We start from the raw sequence: 23,244 nt of genomic DNA on the forward strand, positions 1-23,244 counted from the left end.
CAGTTGATGAACGCAATGAACAAAAACTCATACAGGACGCTTGTACGGTTTGAACGGCACGTCTGAATCGAGTCAGAACCCGGGTTCGACGTGACGGACATCACACTACCTCTATCCCAGAATGTGAACACTTACGGGTTGCGCCACTCGACGCCACTTCCGCGGGGATCCCCGGCTCGACGCCTCCGAATGGAGCGCAACGTGCACTCATCCACAGACACGCAGCTATCCACAGGGCATTCCATTCCCCCAGGTCGGCCCACCGACGCCACCCCAGCGCTCCCCGACACTGCACCCATGACACCCGACGCAGGCTCCACTCCCAGACCCACAGGTCATTCCGCAGGCTCCACTCCCAGACCCACAGGTCATTCCGCAGGCTCCACTCCCAGACCCGCCACCCTCCAGCAGCTCCTGGCCTCCGGACTCCACCCCAGCACCGTCTCGCGTCACTTCACCCGTGTTCTGCCGACGGTCCACATGCGCGGGGAACCGTCGACGATGGATCGGTGTCGGGCCGTTTCGCTGTGGCGACCGGACGCCGTGCTCAGTCACCGGTCGGCCGCCTACTTACGGGGCTGGACGACCGAACCGACAACCCTCGACGCCACGGTCCCCAGCTCGGCGAGATTGCGGCCACCGCCATGGCTTCGGCTACACCGTCGGACACTCGATTCCAGGCTCGTCGACGAGGTCGAGACCCTGCCGTGCACCACGCCCGCACAGACGATTCTCGATTGCCTGGCGGTACTCCCCGCGACGAGGCCGAGTTGCTGATCGACGAACGCCTGAAGTTCGGACTCGACCCCGCGTCGTTGCTCCGCCTGCTCGAACGATTCCCGGGTCGACGCGGCAACGCAGAGTTGGCTCGCCAAGTTCGGCTGGCAGTGACCAGGTTCGCCTCGGAACCGGAGCGGTCACTGGGACGGGCGCTGCACCGGATCGGGCTGTACCTGGAGATAAATGCGGCGGTCGGTCCGTACATCTGCGACCTCGTCGACCGTCGCAGCCGAACGATCATCGAAGTGGACGGACGCGAATTCCACAGTGCAGCCGGGGTATTCAGCAAGGATCGGCGCAGGCAGAACGCGCTGGTGCTCGATCGCTGGCTGGTGCTGCGCTACTCGGCATTCGACGTACTGGCCGCACCGGACGTCATCGCCGGAGAGATTGCGTCGGTGATCCGACGACGTCGGGAATCGAGGCGATGACTGCACACAATGCTCCACTCCCGTGCTCGTAAGCGGGATCCAGCGGTTCTGCCGCATCGAGTGGAGCACCTGTTGCACCAGGCCGGTCGCAGTAGCCGACTCGGCGATGAGTGCACACAATGCTCCACTCCCGCGCCCGCGCACGAGGTTCATCGCACGCGCCCACGGGAGTGGAGCACCAGTTGCAGGAAATCTCAGATACGAACGCCGCCGCGCTCGTCACTGGCCGCAACCACCTGAGAGGTGACCGGTGCCCGGCGCGAGGCCAGCACCCCGAGCGCGCCCATGGCGGCGATCACGAGTCCGCCGATAATGGCGAACAGGTCCGCGGCCAGCAGGCCGGACGGGAACACCATCAGTGCGGGCGAGACCGCGAGCAACAGACCGAGACCCACGTGGGTCCAGTGGCTCTGCCTGGACGCGGATCCGATGGCCCAGAGCGCAGACGACGCAGCGAGGATGCCGAGCACCAGGATGGCTCCGGTGACCTCCTGGTCCCCCTGGACGGGAAGCCAGACGGTGGAAGCGACGAGCACGGCTCCCGTGACGAACACGACGACGTCCCTGACGATTTCGGATGTGCGCTGACGGTTGGACATGACCGCTCCTCGTGGTGCGTGGTGAATAGCTCGTATACCGGTATACGCCTTTACCTCGGCTAATGTTCCCGAACAGCACCGCATTGTGATCCAGCAGCTATCTGCCAACTGTGTTAAGCCAATTCTTCGCAGGCGTAGCCTGACTCTGTGTCCAAGACTTTCGTCGGCGTGCGGCTTCGGCAGTTGCGCAGCGAACGCAGCATGAGTCAGGTGTCGCTGGCGCAGAAGCTGGGCATCTCGGCCAGCTATCTCAACCAGATCGAGCACGACGTGCGCCCGTTGACAGTTCCGGTGCTGCTGCGCATCTCGGAGGTTTTCGGCGTAGACACCTCGTTCTTCTCCTCGGAGGACGACACCAGGCTGGTCGCCGAGATGCGCGAGGTCGCCCTCGACCAGGACATGGGTATCGACGCCGATGCGCACGAAATTGCGCAGATGGTCAGTTCGCACCCGCAGTTGGCGCGAGCGATGGTCAACATGCACCGCCGATACCGCAATACGACAGCTCAGCTTCTGGCCGCAACCGAGGACCGCTTCTCCGACGGCAGTGGCAGTGGTTCGATCAGCAAGCCACACGAAGAAGTGCGCGACTACTTCTATCAGCGACAGAATTATTTGCACGATCTGGATACCGCGGCGGAGGCACTGACCTCGAGAATCCGATTCCATCGCGCCGACCTGGGCGGCGAGATCGCCAAGCGGCTCCGGACGGTGCACGATGTCCAGATCGTCAACCGGATCGACCTCGGCGAGAACGTGTTGCACCGTTTCGACCCGCAGTCGCGAGTGTTGGAGATTTCACCACATCTGTCCGGTGGGCAGAAGGTATTCCGGTACGCGGCCGAACTGGCCTACCTCGAATGCGGAGATCTGCTGAACAAGATGGCCGACGAGGGAAACTTCACGAGCGAGTCGTCGAAGAAATTGGCGGTTCTCGGATTCGCGAACTACTTCGCTGCCGCGACGGTGTTGCCGTATCACCATTTCCACGATGTTGCCGAGGATTTTCGCTACGACATCGAGCGACTCTCGGCCTTCTTCTCGGTCAGTTACGAGACGGTCTGCCATCGGCTCTCCACCCTGCAGAGACCCGAGCTGCGGGGCGTCCCGTTCTCGTTCGTCCGAGTCGACCGCGCAGGAAATATGTCGAAAAGGCAGTCCGCCACCGGCTTTCACTTCTCGTCGAGCGGCGGTACCTGCCCTCTGTGGAATGTGTACGAGACTTTCGCCTATCCCGGCAAGATCATGACACAGATCGCCGAGATGCCCGACGGCCGCAACTACCTGTGGATCGCACGCACAGTGGAGCGTCGGGCCGCGCGTTACGGACAGCCCGGCAAGACCTTCGCCATCGGCCTCGGTTGCGAACTCCGCCACGCCGGACGTCTGGTGTATGCCGACGGACTGGACGTACAGGGCTCGGCCGCTGCGACGCCGATCGGTGCCGGTTGCCGGGTCTGCGAACGCTCGAACTGCCCGCAACGTGCCTTTCCGCCACTGGGGAAGGACCTCGACATAGACGAGCACCGAAGTTCGGTGTCCCCGTACCTCGTTCGCTGAGAAGAAGGAGATCTGCAATGACGCGAATCGGCGTCGTACTTCGACCCGAGGTTCCGCCGGAGGCAATAGTCGAAGCAGCACGTGCGGCCGACCGCGCTGGCGTCGACGAGGTGTGGTTGTGGGAAGACTGCTTCTTCTCCGGTGGAATGTCCACTGCTGCACTGGTTCTCGCGAGCACCGATCGCGTGAACGTCGGCGTCGGGGTGTTGCCCACTCCGATGCGGAACGTGGCAGCCACAGCCATGGAGATCGCAGCAGCGGCCCGAGTTCATCCGGGACGGCTGCGCGTCGGGCTCGGACACGGGGTGCAGTCGTGGATGGGCCAGATCGGCGCGCGAGTGCAATCGCCTCTGACATTGCTCGACGAACAGATGGCGGCGCTCACCGCGCTGTTGGCAGGCGAGAGCGTCACCGTGCAGGGCCGGTATGTTTCACTCGACAATGTGCAGCTGAATTGGCCTCCAACGCAGGCCTTTCCGCTGCTCGTCGGGGCGACCGGACCGAAAACTCTGGCCCTCAGCGGCCGCACGAGCGCGGGCACCATTCTCACGAGCGAGACGTCACCGGATCAGGTGCGAACGGCAATCGAACAGATCGACGGTGGGCCGGGACACGAGATCGTCGTCTACGTGGCCGTAGCGTCCGATTCCGATGCCGACCCCGGCAACCTGCAACGCTGGATCGATGCCGGCGCTACCACCGTCGTGCTCGAACCCGCCGCAGACCGACTCGATCTGTCCACCCTGTTCGCACAGGCGGCGTCGTCGACGCAGCGGTTCGCCTAGCGCTCTCGCAGGAAGCGTCCTGCGTCCGCGAACGCCCGTGCTCGACGCGTCAGCGTGGGTGGCGCAGCGGGCTCCCCTCGCCACAGGCGGTAGAGCGTGCTCATGCTCAGGATCAGTCGTTCCGGTGAGTCCCAGTGTGCATACCGACCGAATTCGGGTGACTTCAGCAGATTGAGGGCGGCCTCGGTGGAGTCGAGTCCGGCGTCGAAGCACGTGCGTCCGGCCTCGGACACCCAGGTCCAGTAATTGCGGACTGCGCGGATCTCGTCGGTGCCGCACAGGGGTCCGTGGCCCGGGACGTAGACGGAGGCGTCGAGTTCGAGAAGGTGGTCGAGGGCGTCGATCCAGTTCTGCAACGGGCCGTGCCAGAGCACCGGGGTGGCGTCGATGAACAGCAGGTCGCCGGCGAACACCACTCCGACATCGGGGAGGTGGGCGATGAGATCGCCCTCGGTGTGCGCCGGGCCCAGGTAGCGCAGGTGCACGGATCGCCCTGCTACGTCGATGGTGTCGGTGGTCTCGAAGGTGTGATCGGGCAATCGCGGCAGCGTCGTGGGGAAGGTGGCGTTGCCGCGGACTCGGTTCATGTAGGAGCCCATTGCACCGATCGGTCCCGGCACCCATCCGACCTTCTCACCGAAGGAGGCGAACGCGTTCACACCTTTCGGTGGTGTCTCCTCTTTCATGGCGTGCAGCGACGCAGCGCTGGTGGTGATACGAGCGGTGGCGGGGACGGTGTCGTTTCCCCACCAGTGATCGCCGTCCGAGTGAGTATTGAGCACCTCGGTGATCGGCGCGTCGGCAACCAATTCGGCGGTGTCGACGGCGACCCGCTGCGCCCAGTTCACATCCCACACGGTGTCGATCAGCATCGACGCGGAACCGGGCCCCACGATCAATCCGGTGTTGGTCTGTCCCCAGCTGCCGGGCGGCCGCATGAAAGCCCAGGTGTCGTCGGCGATCTGTCGGTATCCCACCTCTGTGTCTGCCACCGCCACAGGCTAGCCGGTCAGCAGCTGGTTCGCGTCCGAGATAGACCGACATTTCGTCCTGATCGAGACCCAGGTATTGGACGACTTGTCGGGTGGCGAAGTCTCGCCCGTAGGTGCAGGCTTTGCAGAACCGAAACTGTCGACGCTAGGGGTTCAGAGATGACGGTGCCTGTCCTGCAGAACTACATCGACGGGGCGTTCGTGACGCCCTCGGGCACCGAGATGCTCGATGTGGTGAATCCGGTGGACGAGTCGATTGTCGCCCACTCCCCCATCTCCGACGCCGCCGACGTCGAGGCCGCAATGTCGGCCGCTGCCAGCGCATTCGAGACCTGGGGCAAGACGACACCGGGTGAGCGACAGAAGGTTCTGCTGAAGCTGGCCGACGCCATCGAGGCGCACAGCGACGAGATCGTCGAGGCGCAGAGCCGCAACACCGGTCAGCCCAAGGCCACCATCGCCGCCGAGGAAGTGACGGTCGGTGCGGATCAGATCCGATTCTTCGCAGGCGCGGCGCGGATGCTCGAGGGCAAGTCGGCCGGCGAATACATGGACGGCTTCACGTCCTATGTTCGACGCGAACCGATCGGTGTCGTCGGCCAGGTGACCCCGTGGAACTACCCGTTCATGATGGCGATCTGGAAGATCGGTCCCGCGCTGGCCGCCGGAAACACCGTCGTGCTCAAGCCCAGTGACACCACTCCCGAGAGCACGCTGGTGCTGGCGAAGCTGTCGAAGGGCATCGTTCCGGACGGCGTGCTCAACGTCGTCCTCGGCAACGGCGGCACCGGTGCCGCGATCGTCGAGCACAAGACTCCAGGCCTGGTGTCGATCACCGGATCCGTCCGCGCCGGCATTGCCGTGGCCGTGGCCGCCGCCAAGCAGCTCAAGCGGGCGCATCTCGAACTCGGCGGCAAGGCACCGGCAATCGTGTTCGACGACGTCGACATCAGCAAGGCCGCCGACGGCATCGCCGAGGCCGCATTCTTCAACGCCGGCCAGGACTGCACCGCCGTCACCCGAGTCCTGGTACACGAGTCGGTACACGACACCCTCGTCGATGCCCTTGTGGCCAAGGCGAAGACACTGAAGGTCGGCCTACCCGACGACCCCGATACCTTCCTCGGGCCACTGAACAACATCAACCACTTCGGCCAGGTGAGCTCCAAGGTCGACGGTATCGGCGCGCATGCCACCATCGTGACCGGCGGCAAGCGCATCGGAGACAAGGGCTTCTTCTTCGAGCCCACCATCATCACCGGCGTGCAGCAGTCCGATCCCATCGTGCAGGAGGAGACGTTCGGCCCGGTGCTCACGGTGCAGAAGTTCACCGACGAAGCCGAGGCGATCACCCTGGCCAACGACGTCGACTTCGGTCTCGCGTCGAGCGTCTGGACCTCCGATCACGCACGCACACTTCGCATTTCAGCAGCCCTGGACTTCGGTGCCGTCTGGGTCAACTGCCACATCCCGTTGGTCGCGGAGATGCCGCACGGTGGATTCAAATACTCCGGTTACGGCAAGGACCTCTCGGCTTACGGCGTCGACGACTACACCCGCATCAAGCATGTGATGAGCTCGACGGAGTCCATCTCGTGACCTCTCATCCCCTTGACCCGCTGTCGAGCGACGAATTCTCCACCGTCGCCGAGGTTCTGGGTCGTGAACACGGCGTCGGCGACGGGTGGCGATTCGCGTCGATCGAGATGATCGAACCGCCCAAGTCCGAGGTAGCCGCATTCGATGCGGACGGTACGGTGCCTGCGCGTCGAGCAGTGTCGGTGGTGTTGAATCGCGCCGAGAACACCACGTTCAAAGCCGTGGTGTCGCTGGACAGCAGAAGCACCGAATCGTGGACGCACATCCCCGATGTGCAGCCCAACTTCACCGTCGACGAGTGGGAGGAGGCCGACGCGGCCCTGCGTGCCCACCCCGATGTCATTGCTGCCCTTGCCGATCGCGGTATCACCGATCTGGATCTGGTGTTCATGGACACCTGGACGTACGGCGAGGCGGTGACGCCCGAGAAGTACAAGGGTCGACGCCTCGGCTGGTCGGATACCTGGGTCAAGGCCGCGGAGGGTGCCAATCCCTATGCCGGGCCGGTCGGCGGTTTCCACTGCGTCATCGACGTGAACACGATGGAACTGCTCGAGATCGAGGACACGTACCGCGTCGAGCGGCCGGAGATCATGGGCGAGTACGTGCCCCGACACATTCCGGAACGCATCCGCAACGCCAGTAGCCGGCCGCCGCTGAAGCCGCTGGAGATCACCCAGCCGGACGGCCCGTCGTTCGAGCTGGACGGCAACAAGCTCACGTGGCAGAACTGGTCGCTCCGCGTGGGGTTCAACTACCGCGAGGGCATGACGCTGCACGCAGTCAGCTACAACGACAACGGGAACGTGCGGTCGGTCGCCAATCGAATGTCGTTCGCGGAGATGATCGTTCCGTATCGCGATCACACCGAGGACCACTACCGGCGTACCGCGTTCGACATCGGCGAGTGGGGCCTCGGTTTCATGACCACCTCGCTCGAACTCGGCTGCGACTGCCTGGGCGAGATCCGCTACCTCGACGCGGTGCTGCACAACAGCAAAGGTGAGCCGTACACGATCACCAACGCCATCTGCATCCACGAGGAAGACAATGCCGTGCTGTGGAAGCACGTCGATCACGACGCCGGGGCCGAGGTGCGTCGGATGCGCCGCCTCACCGTCAGCTTCCACGCCACCGTCGCCAACTACGAGTACCTCGTCTACTGGCGGTTCTACCAGGACGGCAACATCGAGTGCGAGGTGCGCGCGACGGGAATCATGGTCGTCACCCACTTCGCGCCCGGGCAATCTCACCCATCCGGAACGCTGGTCGACAACCGCACCTACGCGCCGTACCACCAGCACTTCCTGGTCGCCCGCCTCGATCTGGACATCGACGGCACCGAGAACACCGTGTATGCCAGTGAGACACAACGGGTTCCGATGGGCCCGGACAATCCTTACGGCCTCGCCCTCACTCAGATCAACACTCCCCTGACCACCGAGTCCCAAGGCAAGCAGGATTACGACTGGAACACGCAGAAGGCGTGGAAGGTCGTCAACGACAACGTCACCAACGGCCTCGACACCCGGCCCGCCTACAAACTGGTTCCGGGAGCGGCGATCCCATCGATGTTCGATCCCGCGTCGCCGATCTTCCAGCGTTCCCAGGTGATCGGCCACACCGTCTGGGTCACCCCCAACTCACCCGACGAACGTTGGCCCAGCGGCGAATTCGTCAACCAGAGTGGCGTCGACCATGGGCTGCCGGAGTGGACCGAGGCGGATCGAAGCATCGAGAACACCGATGTCGTCGTCTGGTACACGTTCGGAATCCATCACATCACCCGGCCGGAGGATTGGCCGGTGATGCCGGCGGACACGGTCTCGTTCTGGCTGAAGCCGTTCGGCTTCTTCGATCGCAACCCGTCACTGGACGTTGCCCCCTCCGCGTCGAAGCATTGCCACACCGATCCCGGTAGCACCTGTCATTAGCTCGACCGACTTCAGGGAAGGTCCGAAAATGCGTCTGATCGTGGGGTACCAGGCAACACCGAGTGGCGCGGACGGAATCGCCTTGGGCGCAACCCTTGCCCGCTCTCTGCAAGCATCGCTGGACATCGCTCTAGTGCTGCCGCAGGAGCGTCCGGTGCCGTCCAAAGCGCCTGTCGAGGCGGGGTACGACGACATCTTGATCGACCAGGCCACCGAATGGCTGGCCGAGGCACTGAAGATGGTGCCCGAGGACGTGGAGGCGCGTACGCACCTGCTGTTCGACGAGTCGTTCGCACAGGGACTGCTCGACTGTGTCGACGAATGCGAGGCCTACATGATCGTGGTCGGGGCGGCCGGCGACGGTCTGCTCGGACGCCACTCGATCGGCACCGTCACCAGCGATCTGCTGCACGTGGCGCACGTGCCCCTCGCGCTGGCTCCGCGGGGGTATCGGCATTCGCCGCCGCAGCGCATTCGCGAGATCACGTGCGCCATCGGAAACAGGCCGGGGGCAGCAGAACTCGTCGACGCGGCCACCGACCTGTCCGTCACCGCCGAGTTGCCGCTTCGCCTACTCTCCCTCGTGTCCGCAGACCCGCAATCGGCACGGGGACCGGGAGGTCTCGCCGAGGCCGAAGAGGTGCTGCGCACCGTACAAGCGGGACTACCCGAGGGATCGGACGTGCAGTTGAGGGTGGCGGAGGGCTCCGGCATCGAGAAGGCCGTGTCATCGCTCGACTGGCACGACGGCGACGTGTTGATGGTGGGCTCGTCTCGGCTCGCCCAGCCGCATCGCCTGTTCCTGGGATCGGTTGCCGCCAAGATGCTTCGGGTCGTTCCCGTTCCGATGATCGTTGTTCCGAGAGAGGCCGGCGATGAATGAGCACAAGGTAGTGGACGTCGAGTCCAAGGGACTGTCCGCCGGCCAGCTCGGGTTGCTGGCGAGTGTGGTCCTGGGCATCTCGACCATCGCACCCGCGTACGCGCTCACCGCGTCGCTCGGGCCGACGGTCACCGAGGTCGGGGTACATCTGCCCGCGATCTTCATCGTCGGCTTCATCCCGATGTTGTTGGTGGCGTTGGGCTATCGAGAGCTCAACGCGGCCGAGCCCGACAGCGGCACGTCGTTCACGTGGGCGTCGAAGGCCTTCGGCCCGTACGTCGGCTGGATGGGCGGGTGGGGCCTGATCGCGGCGACCATCATCGTGCTCTCGAACCTGGCCGGAGTGGCCGTCGACTTCTTCTATCTCTTTCTCGCCCAGGTCACCAGCAACGACTCCTTGGCCGACCTGACCGGGAACAAGCTCGTCAACATCGTCACGTGTCTGGTGTTCATGGCATTGGCGGCGTGGCTCTGCTACCGCGGGATGCAGGAGACCAAGCGCGTCCAGTACACGATGCTCGGCTTCCAGCTACTGGTGATGGCGTGGTTCATCGTGGCGGCATTCGTCAAGGTGGGCTCGGGCGAGGGGGCCCAGGACATCTCGTTCGGCCTGGACTGGTTCGACCCGTTCGGCATCCCGAGCTTCTCCGCGTTCACGGCGGGCCTGTCCCTGTCGATCTTCATGTACTGGGGTTGGGACGTCTGCCTGACGGTCAACGAGGAAACCTCGGGCAGCGCAAAGATTCCCGGCCGCGCCGCGCTGGTCACGGTGTTCTTCATCATCGTTCTGTACTTGCTCACCGCCGTGGCCACCCTGCTCTTCGCCGGCACCGGCGACACCGGAAACGGACTGCAGAACCCCGACACCACCGACAACGTGTTCGCCGCCCTCGCCGGGCCGGTGATGGGTCCGTTCGCGATCCTGCTGTCCCTGGCCGTGTTGAGCAGCTCCGCCAGTTCACTGCAGGCCACGTTCATCTCGCCGGCCCGCACGTTGCTCGCGATGGGCCACTACCAGGCCCTACCGAAGCGGTTCGCCTCCATCACACCGCGATTCAGCACTCCGGGCTTCGCGACGCTCGTGGCAGGCGGCGCGTCGGCCGGCTTCTACGCCGTGATGCGAGTGGTGAGCGACAACGTTCTCACCGACACCATCGCCGCGCTCGGACTGATGATCTGCTTCTACTACGGCATCACGGCGTTCGCCTGTGTCTGGTATTTCCGTGAAGAGTTGTTCACCAGCACCCGCAACTTCTTCTTCAAATTCCTCGCCCCGCTCCTCGGCGGCGTCGGCATGGCCGTGGTGTTCGTGCAGACCTCGGTCGACGCCTGGGACCCCGAATTCGGTAGCGGCTCATCACTGTTCGGTATCGGCATGGTGTTCCTCATCGGCGTCGGCATCATCGTTCTCGGCATGGTGGTCATGGCGGTGGTGGCACTGCGCAAGCCGGAATTCTTCAAGGGCAACATTCTCCGCCGCGATACTCCGTCCCTGATCGTCGAAGACTGACGATCGGCGACGGCCGTCGTCAGGGTCGGGAGTGTTCGATGCCGCGCTCCTGCAGACCGTGCATGATCAGCTCGGTGACGCGCACCCAGGCCGGCCGGTCGGCCCACTGCTCCGCGAGCAGTGAGTTGGCCGCGGGGTCGTCGAGACCGCGCTCGAACGACCACTCGAGGGCATCACCGGCCCAGGCGTTCACCATCCATTCGACCGTGTCGTCCGCGAGTTGCTGGATCCGTGGGTCATCGGGTTCGAGCTCGGCAGCTCGAAACGAGCGCACCATCAGTGCCAGATAGTCCGGGTCCCTGAGCATGACGGCACCGAACTCCTCCAGCCAGGGATCGAGCCGGGGCCGGTAGACGGCATACGTCAGCACCCAGGCATCGCGATAATGATCGACGACGGCGGAGTCTATGCCCGCTTCGCGAAGATGCGTGATCAGGCCGACGATCACATCGGGAAGGACCAGCGCGTCGCCGGCACGCAGCAGCCTGAGTCTGTCGCGGTCCTTCTCCAGCCGTTCGATCCTGGTGCTCAGCTCGGCGTCGATGTCGACCAAGGCGAGGTCGAGTGATTCCTGCGAGGCGTCGAGCAGATCGTGGACACGCGCCAGTGGCACACCGGCCGAGGCGAGAGCAACGACGCGGGAGAGCCTCAGCACGGCTTCCCCGTCGTACAGACGGTAACCGGAGGTGTCGCGCTTCGGCTCGTCCAACAGCCCCTGCTGGTGGTAGAACCGCACGGTTCGGGTCGTCACTCCCACATAGGATGCCAGCTCACCGATACGCAGCATGGCGACCATTCTTGCCGATCAACGGTCCACCCCGGCAGAGTCCGGCACCGGTTCGGTCAGCTCACGTGCACCGGGACTGAGCACCGCATAGGCAGCGACAGCGGTCCAGCCGATTCCCATCACGACGGCCCCGAGAGCGAGATCACCGCCGACGAGCACCACCGACATCAGTCCCAGCCCCATCGGCCCGGCCACGAGCCCGCCCATGTTCAGCCAGCCGAGAACGCGCCCCCGGACGTCTGCGGGGACGCGTTCGGCCACGTAGACATTCCAGATCGGGCCGAACAGTCCCGACCCGAGACCCATCACGAGCATCCCGGCCGCCACGATCCAGAAACCGTGCAGCTGTGCGAACAGCCAGATGCCCGCCGTCATCGCGGCCATTCCCGTCACGAAGGTGGCCCGTCGCGATCGAGCGGCCAGGAAAGCGAACAGGGCCGACCCTGCCAGGGCACCGATGGCGAACGCAGACATGGCCAGGCCCAGCTGCCCGGGTTCGCCGATCTCGTTGAAGTGACCGGGCAACAGCAGGCTGATCATCGGCGGGGTGACCAGGCTCGAGAGGAACGCGAAGATCAGCATTGACCGCAATGCGGGCGTGGCACGGATCAGGCGCAGGGCACTGCCTGCCCCCGAGGCAGAAGTCGCGAATGCCTGGCCCATGACCGGAACCAGCGCAGTCAGCACCGCAGCGGCAGCAGACGAGGCGGCGGTGACGGCAACGACGTCGATCGGATCCAGCACGCTGAGCAGGAGACCCGCCAGCGCCGGTCCGGCCAGGAACGCCAACGAGAAGCCGGTCTGAAAGAACCCTGCCACTGTCGTGACCGACGTTCCCGAGATCGACGCGACGTCGGCGAGCATTGCCTGGCGAGCTGTCATCCCCGGAACATCGAAGACAGCGCCTGCGACTGCCAGCACCACGAACCATGGCACCGACAATCCCACCGTCGCACTCACCACGATCAGGCCGAGCACTGCGGCCGCGCTGCCGAGATCGGAGGCGACGGCCACGTTGCGTGCCCCGAACCGGTCGATCAGCCGACCACCGGCAAACGTTGCCGGTACCGCAGCGATACCTGCCGCCGCGGCGATCAGGCCTGCCGACGACAGGCTTCCGGTCGTGGCCAGCACCAACCAGGGCAGGACGATCGTGATGGCCGAGTTGCCGAACAGTGACAACGACGCGCCACCGATGTACAGCGGGACAGCAAGACGGATGCGGTTCATGACTCGATCATCACGATTGACGTTGCGTCAAGGTCAAGATGAAAGTGCCAGACGGGCCACGACACGGTGACGGCGCATCAACCGTCGGGCGGGGCGGCGGCATTCACTCCATATCGGGCAGAGGTATTACGAGCTGCGTCGAACCTCGAACTGCTCACCGACGACGACGGTCTGCGCTTCGGTCACGCAGTCCAGGCGTCCGTCCAGTCGCAGCGAGACGTTGTATTCACCCTGCTTGAGGTTGAACGTGGTGATGGTGACACTGGTGGCGCTGTCTTCCACGACGACGCGGTGACTCAGCGACAGCATGCCGTTGTGCAGGACCTCGCACATCTGCCCTGGTAGAACGTTGTCTACGTGGACCGTGATGGTCTTCGGCCCGCCGAGAGCCTCGATGGTGGGCTGCGGCGTGCTCGACCCGACGAGTCTGAGGTAGCTCTTGTCTTTGCGCACGGCCTCGACTTCCCTGTTAGCGTGCTTCACCCGAAGGTGAACGTCCGACGTGGTCTCGTTGGTGCTTCGTGGCGCGATGGATAACGGATTGGTTTCGCACGTCGTCATCGGCCTCGACCCGAGCCTCTCTTTACATCGGGGGCGTAACCGTCCGCGTTACGAACCCGCCTCCGACCAGCCCACCAACAGCCGCAGACACCAGGGAATCGCGATGTCATCGGTCAGAACATACCCCCCGCGCCGTGGATCTGCGAACGGACCGTTCGAACCGAGACCTTTACGTATCCTTTCGCCGTGTAAGACCGTTCGCATGCCTTCCGATTACTGAGGTCGGTCCGTTTCATCGAAGCCCTGTAGTTCGACCTTCTCGGCGGCGAGCTCGGCGTTTCTCCGCCGACGCCGGTGTCCTTCGACACCGACCGCCGCGGCCGTGGCTCCCAGAGTTGCTCCGGCAGCCACCCCGATCCAGGTCGACACACCGATGTCGCTGCCCTGAACGAGCAATCGCACCAGGGCACCGCCGAAGCCCAAGAGATACAGAACGCCGGCGATCGCCGTCCGCGGCCGCCGAAGCTTCTGCACCGTGTACATGTCGATGCCCCGAGCTCGGGCGAATCCGATCACCACGTAGGCCACGACGATCAACGCGACGATGATCCCGATCGCAATCCACGCCCCGGTGACTCCCGCCGCGTAGGGCAATATCGCGCCTGAGATCAGTCCGATCCACAGCAACGACTGGAATCCGACGGCCGAGGCCTCGTTCCAGATGTCGCGTTGCAGCTCGTCGGCGTAGAAGTCGTCGTCGAGATCTCCGACGAATCGAGCGGCTCTGACGAATGCGCTCATGATGTTGACTCTCCTTCGTCTCCGAACAGTGTTTCCACCGTCGTATCGAGTGCGCGGGCCAATCGCAGTGCCAGGTAGACGCTCGGCGCGTAGTCGCCGCCTTCGACGGAGACGATGCTCTGACGACTCACCCCGCAGATGGTGCCGAGTTCGGCCTGGGTGATGCGTGCCTGTTTGCGATGCTCGCGAACGTTGTTGGTTCCGGGCATGGCAAAAGTCAACTCCGCTTGTCATAAAATGTCAAGCACACTTGTCATCGGTGTGCATTTACGTCCACGTAACGCGGGAAACAGACTCGTCACCGCAGAACATACCTACGCAATAACGGCCCTTTACTGTTCGCAATCGCGAATACATCTCCGTATACAAACCTCCGAAAGGGCCGTAGATGCCTGCTGTCTCGAAGCGCATGTCCGTCAAGCGCGTCATGGTCGTTCCCGCAGCACTGGCTGCATTGAGCCTGGTCGCCACCGCCTGCGGGAGCAAGGCGAGCGACACCACCTCCGCCGAAGGAGGGGGCGGTTCGGCGACCTCGTGTGTCGACACCTCCGGCGACACCATCAAGGTCGGCTCGCTCAACTCCCTGTCCGGCACGATGGCGATCAGCGAAGTGACAGTGCGTGATTCGATCGCACTGGCCGTCGAGCAGATCAACGCAGCGGGCGGAGTCAACGGCAAGCAGATCGAGGTCGTCGCCGAGGACGGCGCGTCCGAGCCGACGGTGTTCGCCGAGAAAGCCGAGAAGTTGATCAGCAGCGACTGTGTCGCAGCGGTTTTCGGCGGCTGGACCTCGTCGTCACGCAAGGCGATGCTGCCTGTGTTCGAGGACAACGACGCGCTCCTCTACTACCCCGTGCAGTACGAGGGACTCGAGGCGTCGGACAACATCTTCTACACCGGTGCCACCACCAACCAGCAGATCATTCCGGCCCTGGACTACTTGAAGGAACAGGGAGTCACATCCCTGTACCTGGTGGGCAGCGACTACGTGTTCCCACAGACCGCCAACCGCGAGATCAAGGCATACGCCGCCGCGAACGGTATCGAGATCAAGGGCGAGGACTACACCCCGCTCGGCTCGACCGACTTCTCCACCATCGTCAACAAGGTTCGCTCGGCCGACGCCGACGCGGTGTTCAACACGCTCAACGGAGACTCGAACGTCGCGTTCTTCCGCGAGTACACCAACGCCGGCCTCAAAGCTGCTGACATGCCGGTCATCTCGGTCTCCATCGCCGAGGAGGAAGTGGCGGGAATCGGAGCCGCCAACATCGAGGGCCAGCTGACCGCCTGGAACTACTACCAGACCGTCGACACTCCGGAGAACAGTAAGTTCGTCGCCGACTACAAGGCCAAGTACGGCGCCAACAAGCCCACCTCGGACCCCATGGAAGCGGCCTACACCTCGGTCTACCTGTGGAAGAACACCGTCGAGAAAGCCGATTCCTTTGCGGTATCGGACATTCAGGCCGCGGCCGACGGAGTCAGCTTCGCCGCTCCCGAGGGCGAGGTCGTCATCGACGGCGACAACCACCACATCTCCAAGACTGCCCGCATCGGTGAGATTCGCGCCGACGGACTGATCTACACGGTGTGGGAGTCCCCCGAAGCGATTGCACCCGACCCGTTCCTCGAGACCTACGACTGGGCCTCCGACCTCAACTGACCCAGAGTGCCTCCGGCAGTGGTGCGGTTGAGCGCCCTATGGGGCACCTAACCGCACCACTGCCGTAGGCACCATCGAAGGAGCTCCCCCATGGACGTCGTGATCGGACAGTTGTTCACCGGCTTGTCGATCGGATCCATTCTTCTCCTCGCCGCCCTCGGGCTATCACTGACGTTCGGTCAGATGGGCGTCATCAACATGGCGCACGGCGAGTTCATCATGGCCGGCTCGTACACGGCCTACGTCGTTCAGCAGATCGTCTCCACCGGCGGCGCATCACTGTTCATCTCGCTGATCGTCGGCTTTCTCGTCGGCGGTGCGATGGGAGTGTTGTTGGAGGTCACGCTGATTCAACGCATGTACCACCGACCACTCGACACCCTGCTCGTCACGTTCGGCGTCGGGCTCATCCTGCAACAGCTCGCTCGCGACATCTTCGGCGCACCCGCGGTCAACGTCGTGTCGCCGGAATGGCTGAGCGGCGGGGTCGACATCCTCGGTGCCGTGGTTCCCAAGACCCGAATTTTCATTCTCGTCCTCGCGATCGTCGCCGTTCTCGCGCTGTCGATAGCACTGAAGAAGACCGCCATGGGTCGACGCATCCGCGCGGTGGTCCAGAACCGCGATCTCGCGGAGACCTCGGGCATCTCGAGCCGTAGGACGGACATCTCGACGTTCTTCCTCGGCTCCGGTCTCGCCGGTGTTGCGGGCGTGGCGCTCACCCTCATCGGCTCCACCAGTTCCACTGTGGGACAGAGCTATCTGATCGACGCCTTCCTGGTGGTCGTCGTCGGTGGCCTCGGCCAGATCAAGGGTGCCGTCATCGCGGCCTTCGCTCTCGGAATTCTCAACTCGTTCATCGAGTACAGCACCACGGCGTCGATCGCCAAGGTCATCGTGTTCGTGCTCATCGTGATCTTCCTGCAGGCCCGCCCGCAAGGCTTGTTCGCCGTCAAGACAAGGAGCCTGGTATGAGCGAGTTCATCGCCAAGCGCGGTGCCCTACTGGGATTCGCGATCGCCGCGATCCTGTTGTTCGCCGTCGCTCCTGCCGTCCTCAGCGACTTCCGGCTGAACCTACTCGGCAAGTTCATCTGCTACGCGATCGTGGCGGTCGGAATCGGATTGGCCTGGGGTCGAGGCGGAATGCTCACCCTCGGTCAGGGCGTCTTCTTCGGCATCGGTGCCTACATCATGGCCATGCACCTGAAGATCTCCGACGCCGATCTGCGTGGTGACGACGTACCGGACTTCATGTCGATCGCCGGAATTCGCGAACTGCCCTCGTACTGGGTGCCGTTCACCTCACCGATCACCACGATCCTGGGCATCCTGTTCGTACCGGCCCTGGTGGCACTGGTGCTCGGTCTCGGCGTGTTCAAGCGTCGGGTCAAGGGCGCGTACTTCGCGATCCTCAGCCAGGCACTCGCCGCCGCGTTCGCCATTCTGCTCATCGGCCAGCAGACCACGGGCGGCTCCAACGGGCTCAACAGGTTTCGCACGTTCTTCGGGTTCAACCTCAACGACCCCGCCAACAAGCAGATGCTGTTCTTCATCGCCGCAGGTGTACTGCTCGCCGTCGTGGCCATCACCCGCCAACTGATGTACTCGCGCTACGGCGAACTGCTGGTGGCGGTGCGCGATCAGGAGGAGCGGGTGCGGTTCCTCGGATACGACCCCGCCAACGTCAAGATCGTGGCCTACGTGGCCGCGGCGTTCTTCGCGGGTCTCGCCGGGGCACTGTTCGTTCCGATCGTCGGCATCATCTCCCCCAACGACGTCGGCATCGTCCCGTCCATCGCATTCCTCATCGGTGTCGCCATCGGCGGTCGCACCACGCTGCTCGGTCCGGTCCTCGGTGCACTGGGCGTCGCCTGGGCGCAGACCACACTGTCCGAGCAGTTCCCGTCGGGCTGGACGTACGCGCAGGGTCTGCTGTTCGTGGTGGTCGTCGGGTTCTTCCCCGCCGGTATCGCCGGACTGTTCGCACTGCGCAAACGAAAGAAGGAACTCGAACCGGTCCCCGAACCGAGTGAAGAGCCAGAGAAGGAACTGACGCGATGATTCATGTCGAAGGCCCGCACCCCACGTTCGGCGGCAACGCCGGCATGTCGAGTCAGTACCTCGAAGTACGCGATCTGACAGTCAGTTTCGACGGCTTCAAGGCCAACACCAACGTCGATCTGACGCTCATGCAGGGCGATCTGCGTTTCCTCATCGGGCCCAACGGTGCCGGTAAGACCACGCTGATCGACGCCATCACCGGCCTCGTCCCGGCCACCGGCTCGGTCACCAAGTCCGGCGTGGAACTGCTCGGCAAGAAGGTGCATCAGATCGCGCGCCTCGGCATCGGTCGAACCTTCCAGACCGCCAGCATCTTCGAGAATCTGACGGTGTTGCAGAACCTCGATATCGCCGCCGGGTCCGGACGGTCCGTGCTGACGATGTTGCGTCGTCGAGGATCGGTGCTCCCCCAGATCGAGGAGGCCCTCGAGACCATCGGCCTGACGGCCGAGCGAGACAAGCCCGCGGGAATTCTCGCGCACGGTCAGAAGCAGTGGCTCGAGATCGGAATGTTGTTGGTACAGAACGCCGACGTACTTCTGCTCGACGAGCCGGTCGCCGGCATGAGTCACGAGGAACGCGAGGAAACCGGCCAGCTGCTGCAGCGCATCGGCGGTGAGCGGACCGTGGTGGTGGTCGAGCACGACATGGACTTCATGCGCATGTTCGCCACCTCGGTGACGGTGTTGGCCGCCGGACGGGTCCTGGCCGAGGGCACGGTGGCCGAGGTGCAGGCAGATCCGAAGGTCCAAGAGGTCTATCTCGGCACCGCGGCTGCGGGCGAGGAACTCGATCAGATAGCAGAAGAGGGAGCCGGTCATGCTTGAACTGGTGGATGTGCGTACCGGTTACGGCCGCAGCGAAGTGATTCACGGTGCATCGCTGACGGTTCCGGCCGACGGTGTCGCCGCCGTGATGGGACACAACGGTGCGGGCAAGACCACTCTGCTGCGGGCAGCGGTCGGATTGCTGAAGGTCAATTCCGGCAAGGTCATGTTCGACGGTGAGGACGTGAGTGCGTTGCGTCCGAGCGCCCGGGTTGCCCGCGGACTCGCGTACGTGCCGCAGGGCCAGCAGTCGTTCGGCCAGTTGACCACGGCCGAGAATCTGCAGGTCGTCGCCGACGGTCGCAAGCGCGGTAAAGCTCTCGTCGACGAGGCACTCGATCTCTTTCCGGCGTTGAAGGAATTGCTCGGTCGCAGAGCGGGATTGCTCTCGGGTGGTCAACGCCAGCAGCTCGCGATCGCCCGGGCACTGATCACCGAGCCGCGAATGCTGATACTCGACGAGCCGACCGAGGGTATCCAGCCGTCGGTCGTCGCCGAGATCGAACGCACCATTCTCGAGCTCACCCGTCGCGGTGGTCTCGGAGTGTTGTTGGTGGAGCAGCACATCGGCTTCGCCCTCGAGTCGGCACAGAACTACTACATCCTCGAGGCCGGCCGAATCACGTCCACCGGTGTCGGCGGTACCGAGTCCGAGGCGGACGTCCGCGCGGCCATGGCGATCTGACCGGATACGTCGTGCCGCGCAAGGACCTTCGCGAGAAGGTCTATTCGTCACTGCGCCGGGATCTGATCTCCGGTGCCATCGGCTCCATGGAACGGCTCGGCGAGGAGCGTCTCGCCGAGCTGTACGGGGTCTCGCGCACTCCGGTGCGTGAGGCGCTGGCGCGATTGCAGGCCGACGGCCTCGTCACCCGCGACGACGCCGGTCTGCACGCCTATCGCCCCCGAATCGGCGACCTGCCCGATCTGTACGAGCTACGCTCCACCCTCGAAGCCCGCGGCATCACTCGATCGATGTCGCACCCGGTCGATCGGTCGTCGCTGTCGAATCTGTTGGACACCTGGGTCGGTTTGCGGGCCGACCCACCCGACACCACCGACGATCTGGTGTCCCTGGACGAGAACTTCCACGTCACACTGCTGGCTGCCTCGGGTAACCCGGCTCTGACCGAGGCGCTGTGCACCGTCAACGCGAAGGTGCGTCCGGTCCGGATACTCGGCGGACTCGACGCCGCAGCCGTCGTCTCGGCCATCGATCAACACATCGATATCGTCGAACGCGTCTTGGCGGGGACACTGGACTCGGCACTGGAACTGCTACTGGCACATATCGATTCCTCACGCGACCGAGTTGTCGAGCGGGCCGAGCAAGCTGCTGCGTTGGCGGGTGCGGTCCGGATGTGAGTCGGTTTACTCCGAGAGAATCCGATCGATGTCATCGAGCACGGTCTGCCCGCCCATCGGCCCGACGCCGGTGATCCAGTAGGACAGGTCCACCGCGTGCGGATTCGGCAGTACCGCAGCGTTGGCGGTGATCGACGCCGGAATCGCTGCGGGGTCCGACGGGTCGGAGGCGGTGACGACGATCAGATTCGCAGCCGCCTCGGCCGCCAGCTCGGGCGAGAGGTCGACCGAGATCTCCTCGGCCCATTCCGGTCTCGGCGGAGTCATGAAGCCTGCGCACTCGAGGGTGCTCCCGGCGAACGACGTCGGCCCGTACAGGGTCAGTTCGCCTGCGCGGGGGCGAATCAACTGTGCGGTCTTCCCCGCGGTGTCGTGCTTCTCGGCGATCTCGGCACACCGATCTTCGTAGGCGGTGAGCAGTTCCTCCGCCTTCTCCTCCTTGCCGAGAGTGCGTCCGACGAACCGGACGTTGTCGCGCCACGGGTCCGACTGCGATGCCATGAACACCGTCGGAGCAATGGCGGCGAGTTGGTCGTGGTACTCGGCGTGGCGAGTCTCCGTGCCCAGGATGAGATCCGGTTGCAGGGCCGCGATGTCCTCGATCGTCGGTTCGGCAACCGTACCGACGGTCGCGATGTTCGCCGCTTCGGTACCGAGGTACGACGGCACGCCGCTTGCCTCGCTGAGCACTGCGGTACCGACGGGCACGACGCCGAGGGCGACGGTGGTGTCGAGCTCGACCGGCTCGAGGGTGACGATGCGCAGCGGGGTCTCGGGAACGTCGACCGTTCCCCGGACGGTCTCGATCGATCGCGTCGCGCCGGCACCGTCGGAGGTGGCGTCGGTGGACGAACACGCCGTCGCAGCCACACCGAGGGCGGCGATGGTGAGGGTGAGGGCCGTGATGCGGGCATGGGACTTCGTCAAGGGTCCTCCGAGGGGGAATTGTGCGTAATCATAAAGAGGGTAGCCTACCCTTCTACATCCCGGTGACGCCCGGCCGCGCAGTCGGTACGGTGTGGCTGTGACCACACCACGCATTCCGTCCGGTACCGCCAAAACTCTGGGGCCCGTCAACTGGGTCATCTGCAAGGTGATCGCCAAAGGTGCCGGGGTGCCCAATCCGCACCTGTTCACCACCCTCGGGCGCACCGGCGGTCTCTACCGAGCGTGGCTGTTCTACAGCGGCCATCTGATGCCCGGCGGTCGCATCTCGCGCAAGGAATCCGAAATGGTGATCCTCCGCGTGGCGCACCTCCGCGATTCCGCGTACGAGATGGACCATCACATCCGGTTGGGTAAGCGGGCGGGCATCGACCGGGATCTGCTCGAGCTGATCAAGACCGGACCCGATGCACCGGGGCTGTCGACGCGGTATCGGACCATCCTGACAGCGGTCGACGAACTCGTCGCCACCAAGATTCTCTCCGACGCGACCTGGGCCGAACTCGCCACCCAGTTCGATGAACGGCGACTGATCGAATTCGTCCTGTTGGTCACCCAGTACGACGGCCTGGCAACCACTCTCGCGACCCTGCGGGTCGAGCGGGATTACGGCGACCGGCCACCGCGCCCATGAGCGAGTCAGCCGAGACCGCGCTGCACCGCGCGCTCGCCATGATCGAGCCGGCGACGCTGCGCGAGCTGGCGCGCACCGACGGCGGCTACGTCGAACTGCTGCCGGACGTGCCCGCACCGAACCCGTCGCCGGCCAGCATCGCGATGAACAACCGCGTGGTGGCAGCCATCTACGAGAAACTGTGGCGTCCGTTCGGGGTGTCCATGATGGGAATCGCGGGCATGTCGATGGCGGCCGAACGGGACAAAGCCGTTGCCGACCTGCGATTGCACGGCCCCCAGCGCGTGCTCGACGTCGCCTGCGGCCCCGGCAACTTCACCAGGTTTCTCTCCGACGCTCTCACCGACGACGGCCTCGCCGTCGGGTTCGACATCTCCGAGGCGATGATCGCCCGCGCCGTGGCGGACAATCGAGGACCACGTGCGGCGTACGTACGCGGAGACGCTGCCCATCTGCCGTACTCCGATGACGCATTCGATGCCGTATGTTGTTATGCCGCACTGTATCTCGTTCCGAAGCCCATGACAGTGCTGGACGAGTTGATTCGCGTCGTCCGCCCGGGTGGACGCATCGCGATCATGACCAGCTGCGAGCCTCGTCCGGCCCCGCTGGGCACCGTCGTCGGCTTCGGAACCGGCCTGGCGGGCGTGCGGATGTTTCCGAAGAACCTGTTCGTCGACGTGTTCGAGGCATCGGGACTGACCGAGATTCAGCACGACGTCCGGGGATTGGCCCAGTTCGTCAGTGCCACCAAGGCCCAGTGACGAAGTCTCAGGTCTTGGGTCCGTAGTCGCTGACGATCCACTGCCCGTCCTGATCGGTGACCGTCACCAGCAGAAGGTTGGGCACCTTCCCCGGGTCGGGCTGCTGCACGTTCTGCGTCGTCTGTTGCGCGAACACCGCCACCTTGTATTCGCCACCGGACTCGGAATCGATTGCTGCCGAAAGGACCTCGCCGGTCGCCACCACCTGCGACTCGTTCATGATCGCCGTCAGCGCCTCGCGGACCCCGTCGTACCTGTCCCGCAGGGACTGCGATGCCCCCTGGTCGACACCCTGAAAGAAGGCGTCGAGATTGCGGTAGTCGTAGGTCAACGACCGCGCGGTGTACTCGGTCGCCGTGTTCACCGCCATCTGCCGGTCCTGTTGTTGTTCACGCTCGGCAGCGAGATCGCCTGTTGCAGAATGCCATAGCACGCCGAAGACCACCGCAAGCACCACACCCGGTACTGCTGCTGCGACCACCGGCCACCGAATCCGGTGCCGTCTGGAGCCCTCGGGCACTGTTGCTGCCTTGTCCTCGGGCACTGCTGTTTTCGCCTCGGCTGCGTCTGTCTCGACCATGAGGGGGT

At 64.3% G+C, this 23,244-nt stretch carries 24 protein-coding genes; 15 read left to right on the top strand and 9 right to left on the bottom strand.

The window, feature by feature from the left end:
• Nucleotides 1–509 precede the first annotated feature (509 nt).
• Nucleotides 510–1,211, top strand: coding sequence for a DUF559 domain-containing protein (locus ABZ677_RS01415; protein ID WP_358366300.1), 702 nt, complete (start codon nt 510–512; stop codon nt 1,209–1,211).
• A gap of 194 nt (nt 1,212–1,405) precedes the next feature.
• Here the strand turns inward: ABZ677_RS01415 and ABZ677_RS01420 are convergent, their stop codons facing one another.
• Nucleotides 1,406–1,810, bottom strand: a complete 405-nt coding sequence (locus tag ABZ677_RS01420) for a hypothetical protein (protein WP_358366301.1) — start codon at nt 1,808–1,810, stop codon at nt 1,406–1,408.
• A gap of 147 nt (nt 1,811–1,957) precedes the next feature.
• Here ABZ677_RS01420 and ramB point away from each other — a divergent pair, with 147 nt between their 5' ends.
• Both ramB and ABZ677_RS01430 read left to right on the top strand, forming a co-directional pair.
• Nucleotides 1,958–3,370, top strand: a complete 1,413-nt coding sequence (gene ramB / locus ABZ677_RS01425; RefSeq protein WP_243608546.1) for an acetate metabolism transcriptional regulator RamB — start codon at nt 1,958–1,960, stop codon at nt 3,368–3,370.
• Between the two features lie 17 nt (nt 3,371–3,387).
• Nucleotides 3,388–4,155, top strand: coding sequence for an LLM class flavin-dependent oxidoreductase (locus ABZ677_RS01430; protein ID WP_358366302.1), 768 nt, complete (start codon nt 3,388–3,390; stop codon nt 4,153–4,155).
• On the opposite strand, the gene ABZ677_RS01435 is transcribed toward ABZ677_RS01430, so the two are convergent.
• Nucleotides 4,152–5,147 carry an MBL fold metallo-hydrolase gene (locus ABZ677_RS01435; RefSeq protein WP_358366303.1) on the bottom strand — a complete coding sequence of 332 codons (996 nt, stop codon included), beginning with the start codon at nt 5,145–5,147 and terminating at the stop codon, nt 4,152–4,154. The two genes, ABZ677_RS01430 and ABZ677_RS01435, sit on opposite strands and share 4 nt — an antisense overlap.
• Before the next feature lie 159 nt (nt 5,148–5,306).
• On the opposite strand from ABZ677_RS01435, the gene ABZ677_RS01440 reads away from it, so the two are divergent.
• From ABZ677_RS01440 to ABZ677_RS01455, 4 genes are read left to right on the top strand one after another with little or no spacing between them, the layout of a single operon-like run.
• Nucleotides 5,307–6,746, top strand: coding sequence for a gamma-aminobutyraldehyde dehydrogenase (locus ABZ677_RS01440; protein ID WP_243596495.1), 1,440 nt, complete (start codon nt 5,307–5,309; stop codon nt 6,744–6,746).
• Nucleotides 6,743–8,680: a primary-amine oxidase gene (locus ABZ677_RS01445; protein WP_358366304.1), complete on the top strand. Its 1,938-nt coding sequence runs from the start codon at nt 6,743–6,745 to the stop codon at nt 8,678–8,680. The genes ABZ677_RS01440 and ABZ677_RS01445 overlap by 4 nt, the downstream gene beginning before the upstream one ends.
• 28 nt (nt 8,681–8,708) lie before the next feature.
• Entirely contained in the window at nt 8,709–9,563 is an 855-nt protein-coding gene (locus ABZ677_RS01450; RefSeq protein ID WP_243596497.1) for a universal stress protein, read from the top strand.
• Nucleotides 9,556–11,073, top strand: a complete 1,518-nt coding sequence (locus tag ABZ677_RS01455; protein ID WP_243596498.1) for an APC family permease — start codon at nt 9,556–9,558, stop codon at nt 11,071–11,073. The genes ABZ677_RS01450 and ABZ677_RS01455 overlap by 8 nt, the downstream gene beginning before the upstream one ends.
• A gap of 19 nt (nt 11,074–11,092) precedes the next feature.
• Here the strand turns inward: ABZ677_RS01455 and ABZ677_RS01460 are convergent, their stop codons facing one another.
• The 5 genes from ABZ677_RS01460 to ABZ677_RS01480 all read right to left on the bottom strand — a co-directional run bounded on the left by ABZ677_RS01460 (nt 11,093) and on the right by ABZ677_RS01480 (nt 14,601).
• Nucleotides 11,093–11,860, bottom strand: a complete 768-nt coding sequence (locus ABZ677_RS01460) for a MerR family transcriptional regulator (protein WP_243596499.1) — start codon at nt 11,858–11,860, stop codon at nt 11,093–11,095.
• Between the two features lie 18 nt (nt 11,861–11,878).
• Nucleotides 11,879–13,090 carry an MFS transporter gene (locus ABZ677_RS01465; protein ID WP_358366305.1) on the bottom strand — a complete coding sequence of 404 codons (1,212 nt, stop codon included), beginning with the start codon at nt 13,088–13,090 and terminating at the stop codon, nt 11,879–11,881.
• A 126-nt stretch (nt 13,091–13,216) separates the two neighbouring features.
• The gene (locus ABZ677_RS01470) at nt 13,217–13,543 is read right to left on the bottom strand and encodes a hypothetical protein (RefSeq protein ID WP_243608556.1); all 327 of its coding nucleotides are present in this window, start codon (nt 13,541–13,543) and stop codon (nt 13,217–13,219) included.
• Nucleotides 13,544–13,864: 321 nt separating this feature from the next.
• Complete coding sequence (locus tag ABZ677_RS01475) at nt 13,865–14,392, bottom strand: hypothetical protein (protein WP_243596502.1); 528 nt, start codon at nt 14,390–14,392, stop codon at nt 13,865–13,867.
• Entirely contained in the window at nt 14,389–14,601 is a 213-nt protein-coding gene (locus tag ABZ677_RS01480) for a helix-turn-helix transcriptional regulator (RefSeq protein WP_341440360.1), read from the bottom strand. The genes ABZ677_RS01475 and ABZ677_RS01480 overlap by 4 nt, the downstream gene beginning before the upstream one ends.
• Before the next feature lie 179 nt (nt 14,602–14,780).
• Here ABZ677_RS01480 and urtA point away from each other — a divergent pair, with 179 nt between their 5' ends.
• From urtA to ABZ677_RS01510, 6 genes are all read left to right on the top strand, one after another.
• The gene (urtA, locus tag ABZ677_RS01485) at nt 14,781–16,058 is read left to right on the top strand and encodes an urea ABC transporter substrate-binding protein (RefSeq protein WP_243608559.1); all 1,278 of its coding nucleotides are present in this window, start codon (nt 14,781–14,783) and stop codon (nt 16,056–16,058) included.
• A 90-nt stretch (nt 16,059–16,148) separates the two neighbouring features.
• On the top strand, nt 16,149–17,033 hold the full coding sequence (urtB, locus tag ABZ677_RS01490; protein WP_243608560.1) for an urea ABC transporter permease subunit UrtB: 885 nt from the start codon (nt 16,149–16,151) through the stop codon (nt 17,031–17,033).
• Nucleotides 17,030–18,121 carry an urea ABC transporter permease subunit UrtC gene (urtC, locus tag ABZ677_RS01495; protein WP_243608561.1) on the top strand — a complete coding sequence of 364 codons (1,092 nt, stop codon included), beginning with the start codon at nt 17,030–17,032 and terminating at the stop codon, nt 18,119–18,121. The genes urtB and urtC overlap by 4 nt, the downstream gene beginning before the upstream one ends.
• The gene (urtD, locus tag ABZ677_RS01500) at nt 18,118–18,948 is read left to right on the top strand and encodes an urea ABC transporter ATP-binding protein UrtD (protein WP_243608562.1); all 831 of its coding nucleotides are present in this window, start codon (nt 18,118–18,120) and stop codon (nt 18,946–18,948) included. The genes urtC and urtD overlap by 4 nt, the downstream gene beginning before the upstream one ends.
• Nucleotides 18,941–19,633, top strand: a complete 693-nt coding sequence (gene urtE / locus ABZ677_RS01505) for an urea ABC transporter ATP-binding subunit UrtE (RefSeq protein WP_243596508.1) — start codon at nt 18,941–18,943, stop codon at nt 19,631–19,633. The genes urtD and urtE overlap by 8 nt, the downstream gene beginning before the upstream one ends.
• 11 nt (nt 19,634–19,644) lie before the next feature.
• On the top strand, nt 19,645–20,313 hold the full coding sequence (locus ABZ677_RS01510; RefSeq protein ID WP_308198473.1) for a GntR family transcriptional regulator: 669 nt from the start codon (nt 19,645–19,647) through the stop codon (nt 20,311–20,313).
• Nucleotides 20,314–20,319: 6 nt separating this feature from the next.
• Here ABZ677_RS01510 and ABZ677_RS01515 read toward each other — a convergent pair whose 3' ends face one another.
• Nucleotides 20,320–21,240 (bottom strand): iron-siderophore ABC transporter substrate-binding protein, encoded by a 921-nt coding sequence (locus ABZ677_RS01515; RefSeq protein WP_243608563.1) that lies wholly within the window; start codon nt 21,238–21,240, stop codon nt 20,320–20,322.
• Nucleotides 21,241–21,331: 91 nt separating this feature from the next.
• On the opposite strand from ABZ677_RS01515, the gene ABZ677_RS01520 reads away from it, so the two are divergent.
• Together ABZ677_RS01520 and ABZ677_RS01525 are read left to right on the top strand one after the other, a co-directional pair.
• The gene (locus ABZ677_RS01520; RefSeq protein ID WP_243596510.1) at nt 21,332–21,892 is read left to right on the top strand and encodes a carboxymuconolactone decarboxylase family protein; all 561 of its coding nucleotides are present in this window, start codon (nt 21,332–21,334) and stop codon (nt 21,890–21,892) included.
• Nucleotides 21,889–22,656 (top strand): methyltransferase domain-containing protein, encoded by a 768-nt coding sequence (locus ABZ677_RS01525; RefSeq protein WP_358366306.1) that lies wholly within the window; start codon nt 21,889–21,891, stop codon nt 22,654–22,656. The genes ABZ677_RS01520 and ABZ677_RS01525 overlap by 4 nt, the downstream gene beginning before the upstream one ends.
• 7 nt (nt 22,657–22,663) lie before the next feature.
• On the opposite strand, the gene ABZ677_RS01530 is transcribed toward ABZ677_RS01525, so the two are convergent.
• Complete coding sequence (locus ABZ677_RS01530; RefSeq protein ID WP_335741690.1) at nt 22,664–23,236, bottom strand: hypothetical protein; 573 nt, start codon at nt 23,234–23,236, stop codon at nt 22,664–22,666.
• Between the last annotated feature and the right edge of the window lie 8 nt (nt 23,237–23,244).

Source organism: Rhodococcus sp. NPDC006774 (assembly GCF_040636045.1).
GTDB lineage: Bacteria > Actinomycetota > Actinomycetes > Mycobacteriales > Mycobacteriaceae > Rhodococcoides.

Excerpts from the sequence above, each read along its gene's own strand:
- ABZ677_RS01460 (WP_243596499.1), bottom strand. The coding sequence starts at position 11,860 with ATGCTGCGTATCGGTGAGCTGGCATCCTATGTGGGAGTGACGACCCGA.
- urtC (WP_243608561.1), top strand. The coding sequence starts at position 17,030 with ATGAGCGAGTTCATCGCCAAGCGCGGTGCCCTACTGGGATTCGCGATC.
- ABZ677_RS01475 (WP_243596502.1), bottom strand. The coding sequence starts at position 14,392 with ATGAGCGCATTCGTCAGAGCCGCTCGATTCGTCGGAGATCTCGACGAC.
- ABZ677_RS01480 (WP_341440360.1), bottom strand. The coding sequence starts at position 14,601 with ATGCCCGGAACCAACAACGTTCGCGAGCATCGCAAACAGGCACGCATC.
- ABZ677_RS01420 (WP_358366301.1), bottom strand. The coding sequence starts at position 1,810 with ATGTCCAACCGTCAGCGCACATCCGAAATCGTCAGGGACGTCGTCGTG.
- ABZ677_RS01455 (WP_243596498.1), top strand. The coding sequence starts at position 9,556 with ATGAATGAGCACAAGGTAGTGGACGTCGAGTCCAAGGGACTGTCCGCC.
- ABZ677_RS01430 (WP_358366302.1), top strand. The coding sequence starts at position 3,388 with ATGACGCGAATCGGCGTCGTACTTCGACCCGAGGTTCCGCCGGAGGCA.
- urtE (WP_243596508.1), top strand. The coding sequence starts at position 18,941 with ATGCTTGAACTGGTGGATGTGCGTACCGGTTACGGCCGCAGCGAAGTG.
- ABZ677_RS01450 (WP_243596497.1), top strand. The coding sequence starts at position 8,709 with ATGCGTCTGATCGTGGGGTACCAGGCAACACCGAGTGGCGCGGACGGA.
- ABZ677_RS01530 (WP_335741690.1), bottom strand. The coding sequence starts at position 23,236 with ATGGTCGAGACAGACGCAGCCGAGGCGAAAACAGCAGTGCCCGAGGAC.
- ABZ677_RS01525 (WP_358366306.1), top strand. The coding sequence starts at position 21,889 with ATGAGCGAGTCAGCCGAGACCGCGCTGCACCGCGCGCTCGCCATGATC.
- ABZ677_RS01440 (WP_243596495.1), top strand. The coding sequence starts at position 5,307 with ATGACGGTGCCTGTCCTGCAGAACTACATCGACGGGGCGTTCGTGACG.
- ABZ677_RS01465 (WP_358366305.1), bottom strand. The coding sequence starts at position 13,090 with ATGAACCGCATCCGTCTTGCTGTCCCGCTGTACATCGGTGGCGCGTCG.
- urtA (WP_243608559.1), top strand. The coding sequence starts at position 14,781 with ATGCCTGCTGTCTCGAAGCGCATGTCCGTCAAGCGCGTCATGGTCGTT.
- urtB (WP_243608560.1), top strand. The coding sequence starts at position 16,149 with ATGGACGTCGTGATCGGACAGTTGTTCACCGGCTTGTCGATCGGATCC.
- urtD (WP_243608562.1), top strand. The coding sequence starts at position 18,118 with ATGATTCATGTCGAAGGCCCGCACCCCACGTTCGGCGGCAACGCCGGC.